Origin of the sequence: Bacillus sp. FSL E2-0195 (assembly GCF_038003645.1) — a bacterium.
In the GTDB taxonomy this organism is placed as follows: Bacteria; Bacillota; Bacilli; order Bacillales; family Bacillaceae_G; genus Bacillus_A; species Bacillus_A mycoides.
The window spans coordinates 406,121-425,590 of sequence record NZ_JBBOPN010000002.1; the positions used below are offsets into that span (position 1 = coordinate 406,121).

Annotated in this window: 15 protein-coding genes, 3 pseudogenes and 1 riboswitch; of the genes and pseudogenes, 7 read left to right on the forward strand and 11 right to left on the reverse strand. The window is 35.6% G+C overall.

Annotated features, from left to right (window positions below):
• Positions 1-263: 263 nt before the first annotated feature.
• From MHH59_RS29445 to MHH59_RS29465, 5 genes are all read right to left on the reverse strand, one after another.
• Entirely contained in the window at positions 264-431 is a 168-nt protein-coding gene (locus tag MHH59_RS29445) for a hypothetical protein (RefSeq protein ID WP_186317327.1), read from the reverse strand.
• A 386-nt stretch (positions 432-817) separates the two neighbouring features.
• Positions 818-1,570 (reverse strand): DUF4362 domain-containing protein, encoded by a 753-nt coding sequence (locus MHH59_RS29450; RefSeq protein ID WP_340853542.1) that lies wholly within the window; start codon positions 1,568-1,570, stop codon positions 818-820.
• A gap of 515 nt (positions 1,571-2,085) precedes the next feature.
• Positions 2,086-2,865, reverse strand: coding sequence for an alpha/beta fold hydrolase (locus MHH59_RS29455; protein ID WP_340853544.1), 780 nt, complete (start codon positions 2,863-2,865; stop codon positions 2,086-2,088).
• Between the two features lie 774 nt (positions 2,866-3,639).
• Positions 3,640-4,131, reverse strand: a complete 492-nt coding sequence (locus MHH59_RS29460) for an MgtC/SapB family protein (RefSeq protein WP_016127973.1) — start codon at positions 4,129-4,131, stop codon at positions 3,640-3,642.
• A 25-nt stretch (positions 4,132-4,156) separates the two neighbouring features.
• On the reverse strand, positions 4,157-5,653 hold the full coding sequence (locus MHH59_RS29465; protein ID WP_080448148.1) for an amino acid permease: 1,497 nt from the start codon (positions 5,651-5,653) through the stop codon (positions 4,157-4,159).
• Between the two features lie 88 nt (positions 5,654-5,741).
• Positions 5,742-5,887: riboswitch (cyclic di-AMP (ydaO/yuaA leader) on the reverse strand.
• A gap of 197 nt (positions 5,888-6,084) precedes the next feature.
• On the opposite strand from MHH59_RS29465, the pseudogene MHH59_RS29470 reads away from it, so the two are divergent.
• From MHH59_RS29470 to MHH59_RS29490, 5 genes and pseudogenes are all read left to right on the forward strand, one after another.
• Positions 6,085-6,534 (forward strand): annotated as a pseudogene (locus tag MHH59_RS29470) (LysE/ArgO family amino acid transporter); the annotation flags it as partial.
• Positions 6,535-6,675: 141 nt separating this feature from the next.
• A pseudogene (locus MHH59_RS29475) lies at positions 6,676-6,921 on the forward strand (hypothetical protein); the annotation flags it as partial.
• A 218-nt stretch (positions 6,922-7,139) separates the two neighbouring features.
• Complete coding sequence (gene tnpB, locus MHH59_RS29480; protein ID WP_340853547.1) at positions 7,140-8,261, forward strand: IS200/IS605 family element RNA-guided endonuclease TnpB; 1,122 nt, start codon at positions 7,140-7,142, stop codon at positions 8,259-8,261.
• 92 nt (positions 8,262-8,353) lie between these two features.
• A pseudogene (locus MHH59_RS29485) lies at positions 8,354-8,449 on the forward strand (IS6 family transposase); the annotation flags it as partial.
• Between the two features lie 117 nt (positions 8,450-8,566).
• Positions 8,567-8,821 carry a DUF1093 domain-containing protein gene (locus tag MHH59_RS29490; protein ID WP_061675670.1) on the forward strand — a complete coding sequence of 85 codons (255 nt, stop codon included), beginning with the start codon at positions 8,567-8,569 and terminating at the stop codon, positions 8,819-8,821.
• 236 nt (positions 8,822-9,057) lie between these two features.
• On the opposite strand, the gene MHH59_RS29495 is transcribed toward MHH59_RS29490, so the two are convergent.
• The 6 genes from MHH59_RS29495 to MHH59_RS29520 all read right to left on the reverse strand — a co-directional run bounded on the left by MHH59_RS29495 (position 9,058) and on the right by MHH59_RS29520 (position 17,293).
• Complete coding sequence (locus tag MHH59_RS29495) at positions 9,058-9,561, reverse strand: DM13 domain-containing protein (RefSeq protein ID WP_061675672.1); 504 nt, start codon at positions 9,559-9,561, stop codon at positions 9,058-9,060.
• 76 nt (positions 9,562-9,637) lie between these two features.
• Positions 9,638-10,717: a sensor histidine kinase gene (locus MHH59_RS29500; protein ID WP_033728918.1), complete on the reverse strand. Its 1,080-nt coding sequence runs from the start codon at positions 10,715-10,717 to the stop codon at positions 9,638-9,640.
• A complete protein-coding gene (locus MHH59_RS29505; RefSeq protein ID WP_033728919.1) occupies positions 10,714-11,427 on the reverse strand; it encodes a response regulator transcription factor in 714 nt (237 codons plus the stop codon). Before MHH59_RS29505 ends, MHH59_RS29500 begins: the two co-directional genes overlap by 4 nt.
• Before the next feature lie 530 nt (positions 11,428-11,957).
• Positions 11,958-14,162 carry an N-acetylmuramoyl-L-alanine amidase family protein gene (locus tag MHH59_RS29510; protein WP_340853548.1) on the reverse strand — a complete coding sequence of 735 codons (2,205 nt, stop codon included), beginning with the start codon at positions 14,160-14,162 and terminating at the stop codon, positions 11,958-11,960.
• Positions 14,163-15,061: 899 nt separating this feature from the next.
• The gene (locus MHH59_RS29515; protein WP_201055239.1) at positions 15,062-15,229 is read right to left on the reverse strand and encodes a hypothetical protein; all 168 of its coding nucleotides are present in this window, start codon (positions 15,227-15,229) and stop codon (positions 15,062-15,064) included.
• 504 nt (positions 15,230-15,733) lie between these two features.
• Positions 15,734-17,293, reverse strand: a complete 1,560-nt coding sequence (locus MHH59_RS29520) for an FAD-dependent monooxygenase (protein ID WP_201055240.1) — start codon at positions 17,291-17,293, stop codon at positions 15,734-15,736.
• A gap of 229 nt (positions 17,294-17,522) precedes the next feature.
• Here MHH59_RS29520 and MHH59_RS29525 point away from each other — a divergent pair, with 229 nt between their 5' ends.
• Positions 17,523-18,221, forward strand: a complete 699-nt coding sequence (locus MHH59_RS29525) for a MarR family transcriptional regulator (protein WP_201055244.1) — start codon at positions 17,523-17,525, stop codon at positions 18,219-18,221.
• Positions 18,222-18,782: 561 nt separating this feature from the next.
• On the forward strand, positions 18,783-19,376 hold the full coding sequence (locus tag MHH59_RS29530; protein ID WP_033707526.1) for a TasA family protein: 594 nt from the start codon (positions 18,783-18,785) through the stop codon (positions 19,374-19,376).
• Positions 19,377-19,470: the final 94 nt, after the last annotated feature.

Here is a 19,470-nt window from a genome sequence, read left to right on the forward strand (position 1 = left end):
CAAGTATCTTTTTCGGTTCTGGTGCAAAAAATATAACACTTTTTCAGTCAATCTTTAAATTTTGGACATACTGATACTAGTGTCTTTTTGCCCATCCCCCGAAAAAACAAGACTATCCTTTTTTCGGTTCTGGTGCAAAAACTAACAGACTCTCGTAAGTAATCTTCTACACTTGGATATACTGATAGTATGTCCAAGTGTAGGAGATTACTTGCAAGAGCTTTAGAGTTTTTGCACCAGAACCCTTTTTCTTTAGTAACATATTATACTTTCTTATCGTGTCTGTTTAGCCAGGCTTTAGAAACTTCTTGTTCCCCAGATACTTCAATCTTAACTTCGCCATCTTCTTTGTATATCCGTTCAATGATTGGTACCGTCACCATTTGTTTTTCTTTTTGTGTTCGAAAAGTATCCAAGTTGATAATAGTCATGTTGCACTCTCCTTTAATGATTTCTAAAAAAAAGGCACCCGTATGAGTGCCCTTCCCCTAACTTGAACTACCATTTACTTTTAAGAAACATCGCTTAAAGAAAATAATATCATATTTGTTAATTTTTGAGAATGATAATTATTAACTGTTTGATTAAAAAATGTTTTAGACTATAGAGAAAAGTATTAGACTATTAAAAAATAGTTTTAGACTGAAAATATGCTTTCTGTACTTGAAGAAGAATGTGTTGGACGACTGGTGGGGTTCGAAGGATTGCAGAGTATAAGAAAACCGCCTGTGATGGCGGTCAATTTTTAACGTAGTAATGGAGTTCATGTAATCATCTAAAAAGTGCATCTTAACGAGGCGCATTAAAATATGTTGTTTTAATTTAACGCTTTTATGATGTTATCTACAAATATTTTATCGATTTCATGTCCTTGGTTTGTTTGTTCTGAATCCATAATTATTCCTTGTGATTTCTCTTTGTCAATCCACAAATAGTATGTTTGAATTGTTCCGCTTAAAAAGTGAACATTTACTTTGAAATTTGGCTTTTGTGTACTAGATGCATTTGAAGGTGTATCAAAGTTTGTAGTTTCGATAGCACTTACGAATGCTCCAACATCAAATTGCTTTACGAATATGTAAGTCTTATCCCCCTCAACTTCAATAAATTCAATAGATTTATTTTCTATGGAGTTTACTCCTTCACCATCCTTCGCTGTATAATGAAGTATAATACCATCTTCTGACTGTGCGCAATCTCTGAGCATATATACTAGACCATGCGTTTCTTGTGGAGTAACTAGTTTATTACATATATCTTTTCTATAGTTAGATTTGTACTTGTAAGTAAAAGTGAATTTTTCGTCTTTATAAGTTACAGTTTGTAAAGTTGGTACTTTTGCTTCCTCATCAGTTAAATAATTCTTAATTTGTATTTCATCATTTTTCTTATCTTTTACATTTTGAGAAAATATATCAAATCGTTCTAGGTTTCTAGATTTTTCTTTAGGTATATGTATAATAATCTCATTTTTGTTCGCTACAGTTGATGATTTCTCACTGCCATCGCCACAAGCAGATAAGGAAGCGAGTGATAAACATAATGCTCCAACAATTAATGTTTTCTTCAAATTGAGTTCCCCCCTAAAATATATTAATAATTTAATTATAGCAATATCACACTATATTTCCTAAAAAACTTAGCGCTTCGAATAGGTTATAGAATACATATTTCTATATCATAATAAATCACAAAAAAATGTGAGTTTGGGTAAATAGAGAAGAATGGTGCATTCTTACTTATTAATTAGCATTTAAATCGGAATATAATTTACTATTTTTCGATGAATTTATAGTTGTAATGAAATATAATTTTCCAATTAATCTCAAACTAGAAAAGTGTACCTTTTGTAGTATATAAAAAGAAGAATCCAAAATGGACTCTTCTTTTATAAATTTAAATGGGTAAGATTTAGATATGTCAGAGCATTCCTCAAATCATTCTGTAAGTAAATCCCAGAGTGGCACCTCATTCCCTAAATCGTTTCCGTGCCCCAATTACAGCAAATATTTTACTGTCCGTAAAGCGTACTCGATTATTACGCTATCGTCCCTCCGTTTTTTTGAATTTAGGTCAAAGTTTTAACTAAATAAATTGTGCCAATAGTTGGTTAAATTTCTCGCGTTCTTCCCAGAAAAGGCCATGACCACTATATTGAAACGGAACAAGCTGTGAATTTCTTATTTTTTCATTTAGTTCTTGAGCTTGTGCAAAGGGAATAACTTTGTCATGAATGCCGTGAACGATTAAAGTAGGAACATTAATTTTCGGAAGATCCGCATGTAGCTTCTCATCTCTTAATGCAGTTATAATAGCAGCTGTCGACCAACTTGCTGCTTGTAGTCCCATTTGCAAAAACCAGTCCGAAAATGGTTTAGTTATATACTGAAAGAAAAAGCCATCTGTTACGTCCTGCATCATTTTAGGTCGATCATTTAAGGTTTCTTTAAGATAGTTATTAGCAGTTTCTGCGGTAAATCCAGTTGGAGCGGCCGCATCAATAAGAACAAGCTTTGATACCCTAAAACCATTGTGACGAGACATATATCGAATTGCGATAGACCCACCGGTAGAGTGACCCACAAGAGTAAAATTGTTTATTTGAAGTGTAGCAACTACTGTGCGGATATCATCTGCAAGTCTGTTAAAAGTATAGCCGCTCATTGGTTTATCCGAATTGCCAAATCCCCTCCAGTCTATACCAATACAGCGATAGCCCATAGTAGGAAGAATATTAAACTGATATTCAAACTGTTTATGGCTTAACGGCCAGCCATGTAAAAATACGAGGGTCTTATTTCTCCCAGGGTTAATATCTTCTACATATAAATTCACACCTGACTCTACGGTAACAAAGTATCCCATGAAGATTCCTCCCTAGTTAATATAGTTACAACAATAGATATTCATTTTGGTTAACATAAATGAGTACCAATTCAAGTTATAGGCCAGGGAATCGAAACGGGACGGGCTTTATTGAACTAAACGTGCGTTCGAAAAGGTTTACCTTTTGAAAGGAATAAAACAAAAAGGAACCGGCTATGGTTCCTTTTTGTTTTGCATAATTTTTTATGAAATAACTCATTTTCTTAAAAAATATTTTTCAACGTTTTTGAAAATTGAAATTAGATCTTGAAATTGGCTTGATGACTGTAATTGTTCTTTGATTACTTTGTAGAAAGTATTTTTCATCAGTTCAAATATTGAATAAATTGCCCACTAATTATTTCTCTATTTGCCCATCTGGAATAGGTCTCTTTTATTATTATTGATAACGTTCGTGAACTACTCGCCACTTAGCAAAGCTTGAAGTGGGAGCTTCTCAATTCCACGACGAAAGTACCCTTTCGTCTCCCTGAGCGTTACTTCGGGGTGTTCCACCCCTAGATGTCCAACGCTTGGACGCTCTTTTGGTACGGTTGATATTTTACGCAGGAACCGAATGACTTGGTTTTCGCACTCTATTTTCTTCCTGCAACCTCATATATCAAGTTATCAAAGAACTTCATATAGCTAGTTTATCAAAAGTTTTTGGCTATGCCAAACCGAAATTCATCTCCCATCTACCGCTGGGCTACGCCCTTCACACGCTTGAGGAAGGAGAATTCTTTCGGGGAATTCGTTAAAATTAGCTTCTCTTTAACAATCTTTTTTCTCTGATGATTTATGTTTTACTCTATAAGAGAGAGCGGTAACTTGTTGGGAATATTTAAAACCTTTTTCAGATTTTTCGGAAACCCATTTTGAAACAGGTCTTAGTAAACTATTTATGCTGACAATAAGAATGGTTCCTGTTATAGCTATAAGTAAATAGCCGCTACCTGCTAATGTTCCTACAGCCGCAGAACACCATAAGGTTGCTGCGGTATCCAGTCCTCGAACTGTCAATCCATCTTTCATAATAACTCCAGCACCTAAAAAACCAATCCCGCTTACAATTTGAGAAGCTATTCTTGTAGGTGTATTATCAGTTGGAGTGAGTACACTTAATAGTACAAAAAGTGCAGCACCAACGGAAACAAGTACATTTGTACGTAATCCAGCAATGCAATTGTGCCATTGACGTTCTAAACCAATTATTGCTCCAACAAGTATTGCTACAAGTAACCTGAGTAGAATGTCTAGTTCCATATTTCTGTCTCCTTAATTTCCATCCTTAATGATCATCATGCTCTAAATTGACTTGTTGTAATGGAATCACCTTTGTTTTTTTTATAATTTTATAGCCGAACCAAAATACAAGAAACAGCAGTAAACCAATATAAGTAGCAAGTACTTCATACCAATCGACATGTGACCCTATAATGACTGAATAATTCTGTCCTAAAATAATAATAGTACATATTACAAAAGCTAAAATAGGACCGATAGGATACCACTTTGCTTGATACGGGAGCTTATTTAAATTCTTTCCTTGATGTAAAAAAGCCTGTCGAAAACGATAATGGCTTATAGCAATCCCTAACCATGCAATAAATCCACAAAGTCCCGAAGCATTCAAAAGCCATATAAACGCTTGCCCTTCTCCAAATAAAGAAGCTGCAAACGCTACGATTGCCACAGCCGTTGTCATAAGTAATGCATTAATAGGAACACCTTGTTTATTTACTTTTTTTAAACACTTTGGAGCTTTCCCTTCTCTTGCCATTACCCATAACATTCGGGTTGCAACATACATTCCAGAATTACCAGCTGATAGAACTGATACCAAGATAACTGCATTCATAATAGAAGCTGCAAATGCGAATCCAATTTTCTCAAATACTAGTGTGAAGGGACTCATTGTAATATTACTAATATCATTGTTAACTAGATTCGGATCTGTGTAGGGAACTATGACTCCAATTACGCAAATGGTAAGTATGTAAAATAAGAGAATTCTCCAAAAGATTTGCCGCACAGCTTTTGGAATATGCTTTTCAGGAGCTTTACTTTCTCCAGCTACAATTCCGACCATTTCTGTACCTTGAAAGGAAAACCCCGCAATCATAAACACACTAAAAATAGAAAGAAAACCTCCATGAAAGGGTGCATCTCCAATTGTTAGATTGTGAAATCCAATGGGATTTCCTTTGAAAATTCCAAATATCGTGGCTATTCCTAACATAATAAACACGACTATAGTAATAACTTTTACAAGTGAAAGCCAAAACTCCATTTCTCCATAATGTTTCACTGAAAGAATATTAATTCCAAACATAAACAGGATGAATAACGCACTCCAAAGAATAGATGGACTGTATGGAAACCAATATTTCATAAGAATAGCTCCTGATGAAATTTCAACTGCAAGAGTAATAGTCCAGCTAAACCAGTAATTCCAACCAATCGCAAAACCAAATGCAGGATCTACAAATTTAGAAGCATACGTACTAAAAGAACCAGATGTAGGCATATACGCTGCCATCTCTCCCAAGCTGGTCATCAACAGGTAAACAATACACCCCATCAACAAATAAGCTATAATTGCTCCACCAGGTCCTGCTGTATGAATCGTATTTCCGCTTGCTATAAATAACCCAGTCCCAATGCTTCCACCTATAGAAATCATTGTTAAATGTCTCATCCCTAATTCTCTTCTTAATTCAGAAGGCTGGGAATTAGAAGGGAAAGAAAAAAGTGGATTTTTCGTTTTTATGGGTGTCTCTTTCAAGTGTCTCATCCTTTTTTGAATTATTTTCCAGAAAAAGAGTATAAAAAAAGACACCAAAGTTCACCCAGTGTTTTTAAAAGTCACCATAGTATCCCCTCTCGAAACGCTTACGAGGTTAGCTGTCGGATTCGGGCCTTGAGAGTAGCCCTACCTTCATTTAAGAAGGATTCACCCCAAGTGCAATCGCACAAAATTTGGTTCCCCCGCTCCATATGGATTCAGCGAATAGTGATATGAATTTATGTACAATATATTACTCCTATGCCCTCTTGTTTGTAAACAAGAAAATAAACGTTTTTTCAGGGGTGGATTTTTCGCGCTGTACACTTTATTTATAATTTGAATTCTTAAATTAAGTTACATACTTTAAAAAAAGTGAGCATTACAAGTATAGTAATGCATGAAGAAGAGTTTGAATTAAATAAAAATACTGTGCCACATTTTTATTGAGTCTATTATCTACTATCGTTTTACAATTTGAATGGCTACGACTTAGCCTAATGATTGCTGGAATTTTGTTTTTACTTTACATGGGATACGTTATTTGGAGGTCTGAGTCAACTACAAATAAAACGAATAAAGCATTACCAATCCGTCAACAAATCATCTTTTCTTTATCGGTTTCTTTATTAAACCCACATGCCCTCTTAGATATAGTTGGTGTTATTGGGACAAGTGCATTAAAATATGTCGGAACGGAACAAGTTATTTTTACAATCACATGTATTACAGTATCTTGGATTTGGTTCTTTGGATTAACGCTCGCAGGTACAGTCATGAAGAAACTAGATGGTACAGGAGGTTTAATGAACATATTCAACAAATGCTCCGCCCTATTTATCTGGGGAACTGCCATTTATCTTTTTATTGGATTAACATAACGTACAGGGAACCGGTTAAAGTGTTTGTCCTTATAGTATAAAATACGATTCCGCTAGGAATCTACTAGTATCCGTGTTCTTCTTCATATATTTGGGCCAGAACCATAAATATATATGATTTTAATTAAAAAAGAGGGTATTATGGTGGGGAAAAATAGGATAGGTACATTTATATCGATTTTAATACCAGTTTTATTGATTGTATTCAATGTTAACTTTATATACAAACTTACTCTAACTGTACTTCCAGGACTCTCTATTTTTTTACCTATATTTCTTTGTCCAATTGGATTTCTCTTAGCCATTTTGTCTCATATAGTAGATAAAAATACTGGAGCAAAGATCGGGATAATATTAAATGTGGTAGTATTTTTGATTCCTTTTATCATTTTAGCCAAGAAGACTCCTTCCTCAAGGAACGTGAAGGGCCACAGCCTAGTGAGTAGGTGGGAGATGAATTGGCTTCGGACAAGGGATGGCAAGAGCCATCTTAATTGTTCGACAGGTAGTAAAGTGTTACTTGACAAATTGTCATGATCATTTTACTATATGCCGAATATACGTTCGGTATATAATAGATATATATCGAAATGGAGGTGAAACTTATGATTATCAATAAAGCATTTAAATTTCGTATCTATCCAAATAAAGCACAAACGACTCTAATCAATAAAACGATTGGTTGTTCTCATTTTGTATTCAATCATTTCCTATCTCTATGGGATAATGCATACAAAGAAACAGGAAAAGGTTTGACATATGGTACATGCTCTGCCAAACTTCCTGCCATGAAGAAAGAGTTTGTTTGGCTAAAAGAAGTGGATAGTATTGCTATTCAGTCGTCTGTTCGCAACCTTGCGGATGCTTATACACGTTTTTTCAAAAAACAAAACAGTTCCCCACGTTTCAAATCTAAGAAGAACAACGTACAATCTTACACCACAAAACAAACAAATGAAAATATTGCCGTTGTAGGAACCAAAATTAAACTGCCAAAACTAGGTCTTGTTCGATTTGCCAAAAGTCGTGAAGTAAAGGGACGTATTTTAAATGCTACGGTTAGAAGGAACCCTTCTGGTAGATACTTTGTGTCATTGTTAGTGGAAACAGAAGTGCAAGAACTCCCGAAAACACTTTCTTACATTGGAATGGATGTAGGGCTAAAAGACTTCGCGATTTTGTCAGATGGAACAACCTATAAAAACCCGAAGTTTTTTCGATCGTTAGAAGAGAAGTTGGCAAAAGTACAGCGTGTTCTTTCTAGAAGAATGAAAGGATCTTCTCGCTGGAATAAACAAAGAATTAAGGTAGCTAGAATTCATGAATATATAATGAATTCTAGAAAAGATTACTTGGACAAAATCTCAACTGAAATCATCAAAAACCACGATGTTATCGGTATAGAAGATTTGCAAGTATCGAATATGTTAAAAAATCATAAGTTAGCAAAAGCAATTAGTGAGGTATCATGGTCACAGTTTCGAACCATGTTGGAATATAAAGCAAAATGGTACGGCAAACAAGTCATTGTCGTATCGAAAACATTTGCTTCAAGCCAATTATGTTCTTGTTGTGGATATCAAAACAAAGACGTTAAAAATCTAAACCTACGTAAATGGGACTGCCCTTCTTGTAGTACACATCATGATAGGGATATTAACGCAAGTATCAATCTAAAGAATGAAGCGATAAGACTTCTAACCGCAAGGACTGCGGAGATAGCCTAATAAATTAGAGTTCGATAGAACTCTTTACTTAGGAATCCCCCACTTTCACTTCTAAACGAAGTGAAAGTGGGGGTAGTTCAATTGGATGATATATTGCTCATACGACCATCATGCGCTAGATTCATCAGTATAGTCTTGAATTAAATGAGAGAGTATGGCGTCAGTTTAAACCAACCAATGATTCTTGGTGAGTTGATGAGACGTATGTGAAAGTTAGAGGTCAATGGATGTAAATAGATACTTTCGTTTTAGTATCAGTAATAGTATATAAAATATCAAAACTGAAAGAATGTTAAAGGTGAACAATGAAAAAAATAATAGCAATCGTATCGATTTTTTTGGTGGGAATTATTGCGTGGAGTATTGCTGATAAAGAAGATTCATTTGGTATTAAAAGCTGGATGACATCAGAATATTATGTTCAAATTAATGGAGATGGGCAAGAAAAAACGACTGAAGTTGATGATGGTACAAAAGTTAAAGACACTTGGTATACATTGAAAGCGTATAATGCATATGAGAATGAAAAAATTGCGGGTGAATGCATATCTCCGTGTTGAAGTAGGTGGGAAATATAAAGATGAAGCTTATTATGGAATTGATAGATATGAAGAAGTAAAACCTGAAGATATACCTAAAAAAGCAAAAGAAAAGTTGGATAAAAAAAACTAATTACATAGAGGTCACCATACAGTGGTCTGCCCCCCATTTGTCAATTCAAATGGGGCAGACCTATTTTTTTCGTTAGCTTGATAGCGATGGGGCATGTACACACCCCACATTTTTATGTTCTTTCTTACTTTTCAAAATAAGCCGCACCAAAGTTTTCATTAAATCTCTTACACCATATAGAAACCGAACCATATGTACTTATATCTATCCCTTCAGGAATTTCATAGTTTTGGTCTCCTTTGTTTCCCTTTAACTTTCCTAATTCAATATACCGATGGTTGTTAACGTCTTCATTATCTTTCAAACGATTCGTAGGAACTAATACAACTCGAACATCTGGCCCGTTAGAAGTTGAAAAATTGGAAAGTCGTAAAATACGTTTTCCATTCGCTAATTGATGGATTGTTGCTGTTCCAGTTGTTTCATGGACACCATTTTGAAACTGACCTTCACTTATTACTCGTTCTTGTTCTTGTTGTTGTTTTGTTTCGTTTGATTGTATTTCTGTTTGTGGCAATGCTTCATTCACTTGCTTATCAATAAATAATTTCTCGGGGCGGAACAAAGACCATAAAATTCCTCCGACAATTATAAAACCTCCTATAATCAATACATGTTTTCTTTTCATAAAATAAAAAACCTCCTGTAACATACTGTATAGTAGTATGTTAACAAGGAAGTCTTTCATTTCTATAATATAAGTATTACAAAAGTCTTTCAGCGGTCTTATTTTTTTCTGATGTGATGGGAAGAGTAAACCAAAATTCACTTCCCTGTTTGCCATCTAAGCGATTTCTCACACCAATTTCTCCTTTATGCATTTCAATCAATGATTTTGCAATGGCTAATCCGAGTCCGGATCCACCAGATTGTGAACTTCTTGATTTATCCGTTCTAAAAAAACGCTCAAATATGCGTAATTGGTCATTTGGAGTAATTCCTTCTCCTTCATCGCGCAAAATGAATTGGACTTGTTGCTTTTTTTTATTTTCCTTTACAATCAATTCGATTGTTCCAGAAACAGGGGAATACCGAATCGCATTATCTAACAAATTACTGATGACCCGTGCTATTTTACACGGCATAATTAAAAGTCGAGGTAATGTATCAGGAACCTGCAATTGTAAATCGATCTGTTTGTTTGCTAATAAGAAAGAATGTGACTCTAGTACATCTAAAAGAATTTTGTCCATATGTGTAAAACTTGGATGAAAATCTACTTGTCCAATTTCTAACTTTGAAAGGTCAAATAAGTCATTAATTAATCCACTTAATCGATTTATTTCTTTTAAGGTCGTCTCTAAGTACTGCTTTCTCGTTTCAGGATCTTCAATTAAGTTATCTTGTAATGCTTCTATCATCAATTGTATGCTAGCCATAGGCGTTCGTAAGTCGTGTGAAATATTCGTAATCAGCTCCTTACGTGCCTTTTCCCCTTCTTCTAACTTAGTAAACCCTTCTTCTAAATTTTTAGCCATCCGTTGAAAGGCTGTTGTTAATTCTTTAAACTCCCGTGGTTCTTTTCCAATTATGTACATCGTTTCAAATTGTCTATCGCTAAATTGTTTCGTTAGTTCAATTAAATTTTGAATGGACCTCATGATAGGGCGTGTCATTAACCAGTAAATAAACGTTGAAATAATCAGTCCGACAACCGCAATTACTGTTAATAGCCGTGTTTGTTCTGGTTCAAGTAACATTTGCGTTTCACTATACCATATAGCAATTACCAAGATACTGGTACTTAATAAATTCATCAATAACAATTGAATACGTAAACTCATGCTTCATTTCCTCCATTTGGCTCAAAGCGATATCCTATTCCCCAAACCGTATGAATCCAACGATTCTTTGTCGTATGCTTTTCCAGCTTGTCACGTAAACGACTCACTAACACGGTTACTGTGTTTGTACCCCCTTCATGTTCAAAATCCCAAATAAGTTCAAGAAGTTGCGAACGGGAAAACACTTGTTTTGGATGCTGTGCCATGACATAAAGTACCTCGAATTCTTTCACAGTTAATTCCACGTTATTTTCACAAACGAGTACACACCTTGTCTTTGGATAAATTTTTAAATCTGGAAATTCTATCACTTCTGATAGATATTCTTTTGCTTGTATCGTTACCTGGCTGCCTCTTCTTAATATAATTTGAACCCTTAATACTAATTCACGAGGTGAAAATGGTTTTGTTACATAATCATCTGCACCCATTGTTAAGCCTAAAATTCGATTTCTTTCCTCTCCCTTAGCAGTTAACATAATAATAGGAACATTTGATTGTTGACGAATTTCCTCGCATAATTCCCATCCATCTTTTTTGGGCATCATCAAATCTAAAATAATCAAATCTGGTTGATATTGATGAAATACATCCCAGCCTTCCATTCCATTGATAGCTGTATATACTTCATATCCTTCTCTCTCTAGGTACCGTTTGCATACTTCTCGAATGTTTTCTTCATCTTCTACGATTAAAATTCTTTTTTTCATATATAATCCTCTCTTCTTTTTTACCAATCACAAAAGAAATGTTTCTCTTATTTACTTTAATCTAATAAATCTATGGAATCTGGATATACAGTTGCTATAACTGACAGTACTGCTAGGTTAGAATCCATTGCCCTGGTCTTATATTCACTAAAAATTATTAAAAGTGATTCTATAATACAGATGGTCATTTTAACATTTTGCTACTTGTATGACTAGATAAGTTCTGTTTATGTACCATCCTAAAAGAATAATTACGGGGGGGTGTTTAGTTTGTGGCGCATGGAATAGAGGTAACAATTGTATAGAAAGATTTGTTATATTTAAAAGCCTATATATGTACCTCCTATCCATATGGACAGGAGGTACATATATAGCATCATTCTTTACTTAATACTTTCTAACTTCCGCTGATGATTCATACCTGGTGAAGTTGTATTCTCAAGTTTTAAGATAAACTCAGCAGAAATAATTAGGTTGAGGGATTTCATTTGGAAAATCATATTTATAAAAAATAGACTCTCTTTGGATCATTAATAACCTTTGTGTCCATGACTGTCAAATTTATAAGTCTTTCCATTAAGTTCAACTGTAGCGTTTTGATAAATTGAGCCATCTTCTTTGGCATAATAAGTAAAGTATCCGAAATAAGGGAAATGGTACCCACCACCAACATTGAACCATCCTTTCTTAGCTGCTCCAGAATCATCGAAATAATACCATTTACCATTGATTTCTTGCCAACCCGTTTGCATTTTACCCTTATTGTCATAATAGTAAAGCTTACCTTCTATTTGGTGCAACCCTGTCAGCAGAGCTTGTCCGTCATTATTAAAATAGTAAGTTTTTCCGTCAATGGTTTGATGGCCATCGAAAGTAGAGTGTTTGCCTTTTTCGAAATGATAATTTTTCCCATCGATTACCTTCCAACCTGAATAGACAGCTCCATCCTCTAAGCTATAATATTGGATTGATAGGGGGGAACCAAGTTTTACACTGACTCCTGGATTTATTACAGAACCTGTTAGCTCGAAGGCCACTTGTTTGCCGTTAAGAGTTACAGTAGTTGGAGTACTTAGTGCTTTTCCATTCAGATCGGTAGCTCTTTCAAGTACGCCTTTGTCGGAAAAGTGAAGAATGACATGTTGATCATCTAGACGCAGTTGATTTTTATTAACACTGAAATCTTTAAAGTAGTAAAGCTTACCTTCTATTTCTTGCAGACCTTCTTTAACAAACGCTCCAGAAGCATCAGAATATTGCTCACCTTTCCAGGCTGATCGTTGCAGAACACCAGAATCATTGAAGTGATAGTTCTTATCCTCAATCTGTGCATTAGATGAATTTGGCAACGCCATCTCGTTAGACGCCGGATTAAAATGATACGTATTGCCCTTAATTTCCTGCCAACCCTTCAAGAGAACTCCTGAAGCATCTGTATAATAGTAGCTATTACTTCGGTTTACCCAACTATTCGTTATCAATTTTCCAGAGGAATCGTATGCTGTCCATATAGAGGTATCACTTTTATCATGTTCGAACTTTACTCCTTCATATTTCTGTTTCTCATGTTCTTTACCAGGGTACCAGTCGATTAACCAGTTGTTAACTTCATCATTGTTTATTGCAGTGAAACTAATTTCAGATTTGTAACTCCAATCTGTACCGAATTTATGACCATAAGCATTACCAGCCAGACGTACTCCATTCTTGTTTACCAAATGAAACTGCCATTTATTATTATATGAAGCGGGGGCTGAGACAAGTTCAAACAATTCATCAGCACCAAACGAATCTGAATATTGGATCCCTCTATTGTCTTCTCTCCCTGAAAGATATTTTGACCCTGCTTTCACCAATACTTTATTGGTCCCTTTTTTATAGGGGATAATTTTATAAGGTTCACCGTGATTTAGTATACTATCTGGTAGTGTAATAGGTGTCTCTAGGGTATTGGTAATCTCAGCAAATACATTAGTTGATCGGTCATTAAAATCTGCTTGAGCTTTAGGATTATTCGTAACATAATTAGAAAGAACTTCTCTACCTACTGGATGTGAAGTCAATGTTGCTACCTTCTTTTGTTCATCTGTTAAGTAAGAAAAGCGGTCCACCCCTAATCCTTTAAAACCGTCAAGAGAATCTGCTCCAAATTTCTTCTTATAAAATTCGTCAACAAGTACTTTATTTTCACCGGATGTTTTTTCTACGTATATGGTGATACCTTGATTAAGCGCAACCCCGGTTTTTCCTTCATCCAATTGCGCCTTTGTAATGTAAAGAAGATCGTGCTCTGATACAGATTCTGCAAAGGGTTTCAAATCTACAATTGTACCGGGTTCTGTAATCTTAAGCTGTTGCCCCGATTTTAAGTCTTTCATCTCACTTTTTCCATCTGGATAAAGTACTTTAATCGTTCTAGTGAAATTGGAATCTCCTTTCGTATGATGCATAGAAATATTAAATTCCCCAGATTTAAAGTTAGGAGCTCTGTAAGACACATTCTCTGCATAGGGGCCAGTGTAATTAGATAAGTCAGGCTCCCCTACAGATATCCCAAGCTTTTCATAAATATCAGCTACAATACCTAATGAAGTAATAGTCACATCCAACACCGTGGCTAAACCTGCGCTAGCTTTGTTCTCTGCAACAGGGGCTAAAGAAAAAAGAATACCTAATGCAGCTGTGGCAGGAATTAATTTCTTACCAATTCTAATTGTTTTAAAGTTTTTTTTCATTTTTGTTTTCCTCTCTTAGTAGAATTTAGTTCAGATTGCTTTAACACAATGCTGTTCCTCACTCTCTACTTGTACTTTTTATTAACGACTGATATAACATCAATATCAGTAAGTTCATCTTAGTTTAAAAATCTTTCATTTCTCTTTCACAAATGTTACAAAAGTCTTTCATAAATCTTTTTTTATTTTATGTATATATTATGTTGCTTTTATGGTGGGTAGTTTGAGTGAAACTAATTGGGGTCTTATCAACAAAATGCGGTTGTACAAGTACATGAAACTCCATACCATTTAGACAAGAAAATCTAAACTAAATTTTTATAGATTTAAAGAACTATACCCATTTAATCTTGAGTGAAAAACTCCCATTCTTACCTAATAACCTATACCATCATGCTTACTAATTTATTCATATAAAGATAATGATTTTAAGTGGATTATGGGAGTTACATTAGTTTGAGGGAAAGCTTTTTTCCCGACAATTCATATATGATTCAAAGGTCTATGTATTTTTGAAGTCCTTCAAAATGTTATCTCGAACCTTTCGACACATTGATTTTTATAGAAATTCCACCACTTCAAAAGGCGTACCTTTTGAAGTATTAGAATACTCCTGAAGAAATAAATATGTCACTTTGATCGATAATTTGCATATATGTTAAGTGTTATTTTGCACATCCAACTTTAAAAACCCAGCTACCTTCACATCAAAAGATTAGCTGAGTTTCTTAATTATTTACATCTAATTATTTATAGAATTATTTGGTTCCACCTAGTAAAAAAGCGTCTGTTCATTTTTCAACAATCGCGCCCTTTTATGGAACACTTAATGCATTGGTCCTACCAATGAAAGCAAAAAACACATGCTAAGGAATTTGTTAAGGAAACCAGGCGTTACGTTACTTTTTTAGGGGAGTAATTACATTGTTATAAAAAAATCTTTCCCATTTGGCTAACAAACCGTTCCCATTTTCACCTCGTTGTATTTTAATTTCATGTTTTTTATGGAATTCTGCAATTCTTTTATTATGTTCTTTCTGCCATTGATGAAGAGTAACTTGCTTCATTATTTTTCCTCCTTTCGTTGATACAATGATTATATATCTAGTGTTGGTAATTATCATATTTTAAATAATATTCTCTGTCCTTATTCAAGATAATGGTCAGATTGTGAAACAACAAAATCCTGCATATCATACAGGATTTTTAATCAATTTTTTTACAAATTAGCAACCTTTATTTTCAATCAAGGGTTTTGAAATGAAGCTGTGAGGCTACTTAGGTTGAGTGGATCGCATTGGACCGCGTTGAGTGTAGCTTTAAAATTCAATTAAAAATATTAGATGAAGCCTTATTTTATAGTAAATGAAAAACAACCATTTTAAACCAAACTTGATCAAAATGGTTGCCTCTATTCTAATTACTAATTTGATTTTTATAAAAAAAGATTGATTAGAAATTTTGTTCAAACATTGATGCGAAAAGATTCTTGTTAAAATCAAGCCATCATTCCGATTGATTAATTACAGATGGTTACACTTTTTTCAAAACATCGCAATTTTATTTTAAATCTACATCGGAGTAATTTTTTTGGTCATGTTTTCAAAGGCTGCCCGCCAGTTTGTTGTGATGATGTTTCCAATGTAACCGTCAGGTCGGATTAATATTAACGTGTCGTTGGTAATACCGTAGATTTTGGTCAGTTTTCTGGTGCTGTCATTAATGCAATTGACGTCGCCCCTACCCTCGTCGCCCACGATGTAGCTGCGCAATTCGGCACCTGCGGTTGCCCAAGCTAGCTTGGGCATTGCCTGTGCGGCATTAGCTCCGAAGGCAAGCAGAGTGAAATGGGGGCCTTGGTATATATCAAAGAGTCGTCGTACCCCGTCAGGACCGATACATGGTGCGTCCGGTGCTCTGTCGCCCACATGCAAGGTCTTAGTAGCTGCGGTATTTGATGCAAGAGGCCCGCCATGGTACGTGATTCCGATCTGTCGCTCCTCGTCTCCTCGCTTGAGACCGGACAGACGATACTTCTTGAGACCGGAATACAGCTCGCTGGATTTGCCGAGAACACGGGCGGCAATCGGCTGCCGCTCGGCCTCGTAACTATCAAGGAGGCTGTCTGAGGTGCCGGCAATGACCTGACCGAGTTTCCAACCGAGATTATACGCGTCCTGGACGCCAGTGTTGAGTCCTTGGCCTCCAGCCGGAGTGTGGACGTGGGCAGCGTCACCAGCCAAGAACACTCTTCCTACACGATAATGCTCAGCGAGCCGAACGTTTGGCCGGAAAACTGATTTCCAGGTGATGTTATAAAGCCTGAAACCGGTGAGCTTGTAAAAATAGGCTGCTAACGCGTTTTCATCAAGGTCCAGCGTCTCGTCTGGTGACAGCTTAATCATGACTTGGAACTGGTTGGAGTGGGGCAGCGGGCATGCTCCGACCGACTTGCCGTGAGTTCGAGGCCATATATGCCAGCGATTGCGCGAAAGTTCGTCAATTGTCCCATCGATAATAAGCATGCGGTCGGAGTCATCCGTTTCTCCGACGAATCGAATTCCTGCCGCTTTCCGGACCGTACTCGAACCGCCGTCGGCCCCGACCAGATACTTGCTACGGACCTGCTCTCCTGATGAGAGAGTAACCATCACCCCGTCAGCATCCTGTTCGAAGCCTTCCACTGCGGTATCGAACTCAATGTTTAGCCCCTGACGTTCGAGCAGGCGATGTAAGATAGCGTCAGTGCGATGTTGTGGCAGCAACAAAATGTTTGGATAAGGTATGTCGGGCGTCTTATTATTCTGGCTTTGCATACGCCATGGCACGGTAATCGGTCCAAAATGAAGTCCTACAAGTGGGTAAGGGCCACCTTCATTATGTGCCTCACCAAGTATTCCGAGATCTTCGAAAACTTCCTGAGTCCGTGGTTGAACTCCTTTAGCACGGGAGCCCTTGAAAGCATGAGGGGACTTATCAACTATACGGACACGAAGGCCGCGTCGTAGGAGATCCGCAGCCAATGTGGATCCTGTGGGACCGGCCCCAGCAATAAGTACATCAACACCCAGTTGTTCGGTAAAGTGAAACGACGACTTGCTTTTTGATGGATTAGGTACAATGTTTATCATCGTTTAATCTCCTCTCAGTGATATATAATATGCATGCAGCTACTTGTCTTTTGGATTCAAAATGAAGCTAGATATATTATTTCGTTGAAACAATAAGTTTCCTTGAAACAATAATACAAGAACTTCTCTGCTTGTGTCAATATTGTTTCAAGGAAACTTTATTTATACACCTTACCTTGATATACTTAGATATACTAACTTTAGGTTAACCATCATCGGAGGGAAAAATATGAACAACTATTCAGGAAAGCAAAATAAGGATCGCTTAATAAAGGCTTTGATGGTGTCAGTAAACGATCTACAACATAAATTCCAAAGGGAAGATGACGAAGAGAAACAGTGGCTCATTCAGAATAGTCCTACTCCTGTTATTGCTGAGCTCATGAAAGATATGACTGTTAAGATGTTGCATGTGCTTAGCGCTATTAGTCAGCTTGAGCCTGTCAACGGAATAACTATTTCAAAGCAATTCGGTTTTTCAAAAGGGAATGTCTCTAAAATCACAAGAAGACTTGCAGATAAACAAATCATTAATTTTGAATATATCCCTGATAATAAAAAAGAAGTTCTGTTCCGCACCACACCATTAGGCAGAGAAATTAACCGTTTGCATCAAGCCTTGCATGAACAAATTGATATTGGAGTCAATCATTTCTTACAAAGGTATAACGATGAGGAATTGCAATTCCTCATCAATGCCCTTCAAGAGACTTTGCACACATCGTGGATTCATACGGTGACAGACGAAAAATCAATCGCACTCAGTAAGAGAAATCTGTATAAAAAAGTAGAGATAGACACTTACAAAACGACAGTATCCGAGGAAATGAACGAAGTCATTGAGATGCTAAAGAAGCTGGATTCCCGTAACTTAAAGAAAGCAAAAGCGATTCTTAGTGATGTATTCTTTTCAGTCTACGAGGATTAATTTAAGGGGCTGCTGGTGAAATTTCATGGCGACCTGTTAGTTATATAACTGTTACTTTAGGAGTTATTTTTCACTATAAGTAAATATAAAAAAACTATCTTCTTTATATCAAAGAGTTGTTTTTAGCAGTATAAATGTTAGTTTTATGGAACCTTTATGAACTGAAATAATAGATAGCTAATGATGGTGCTTTTTCGGAGTAACGATAAAAGTCCAATTTCTCATTTTAATGCTGAGAAATTGGACTTTTTCATATTTATAGTGCAAAATAATGCTTAAAATCGGTGCAAAATAACTCCTAAAGTGACAATAAATAATTCTAATCATAAAGGGCAGTTAATATTAATTTGTTTTTGGCAGAGGTTTTGATAATTATAAATCCAACTTTTCTATTTTTGGGACGTTTAATTTACAGAAGATAGATAATAACATAATTTTCTCAATAAGGAATTTTCTGCTTTAAATATAATTTTTTCACAATTTATGGTATATCTGTATTGAGGGGACCTTTTCGGTTGATTAGGGAGAAAGATTATAAAAATGATATGGGAGGAACAAAAAATGTCATTGAAAAAAAAATTAGGTGTTGGAGTGGTTTCAGCCGCTCTTGGTTTATCTTTAATTGGTGGGGGAACATATGCATATTTTAGCGATCAAGTGGTGACAAATAATTCATTTGCTGCAGGTACATTGGATTTAGCTATGCAACCAACTACTTCACTTAACTTAGAAAATTTAAAACCAGGGGACAAAATATTAAAGAAATTCAATTTAAAAAATAGTGGTACATTAGATATTAAAGATATCATGATGAAAATAGACTATACTGTAAACGATTTAAAACAAAATAACACTACAGAAGATTTCGGTAAACATATTAAAGTACAATTTCTTTGGGATTGGGATCCTGCAAAAAGCCCTGCATACGAGACAACCCTTGCAGAACTAAAATCACAAAGCCCAGAGATTGCCTCCAAAAAAGTATTTCATTCTAAGTGGACTGAAACAGGAGGATTAAAACCTGGGAAAATGGATTGGTTTTGGATTAAGTTTATATTTGAAGACAACGGAACAGATCAAAACGTGTTCCAAGGAGATAGTATTGCTCTAAAAATGGAATTCCAAGCCAATCAAACAGATGGACAAGAAAGATAAAGTATTTATATTCAGGATTAATTTATATCTTTTGTTATTTATGAAGAATTGAATTTTAACTTCACATTTAATTAGTATTTGCTATTTTTACAAA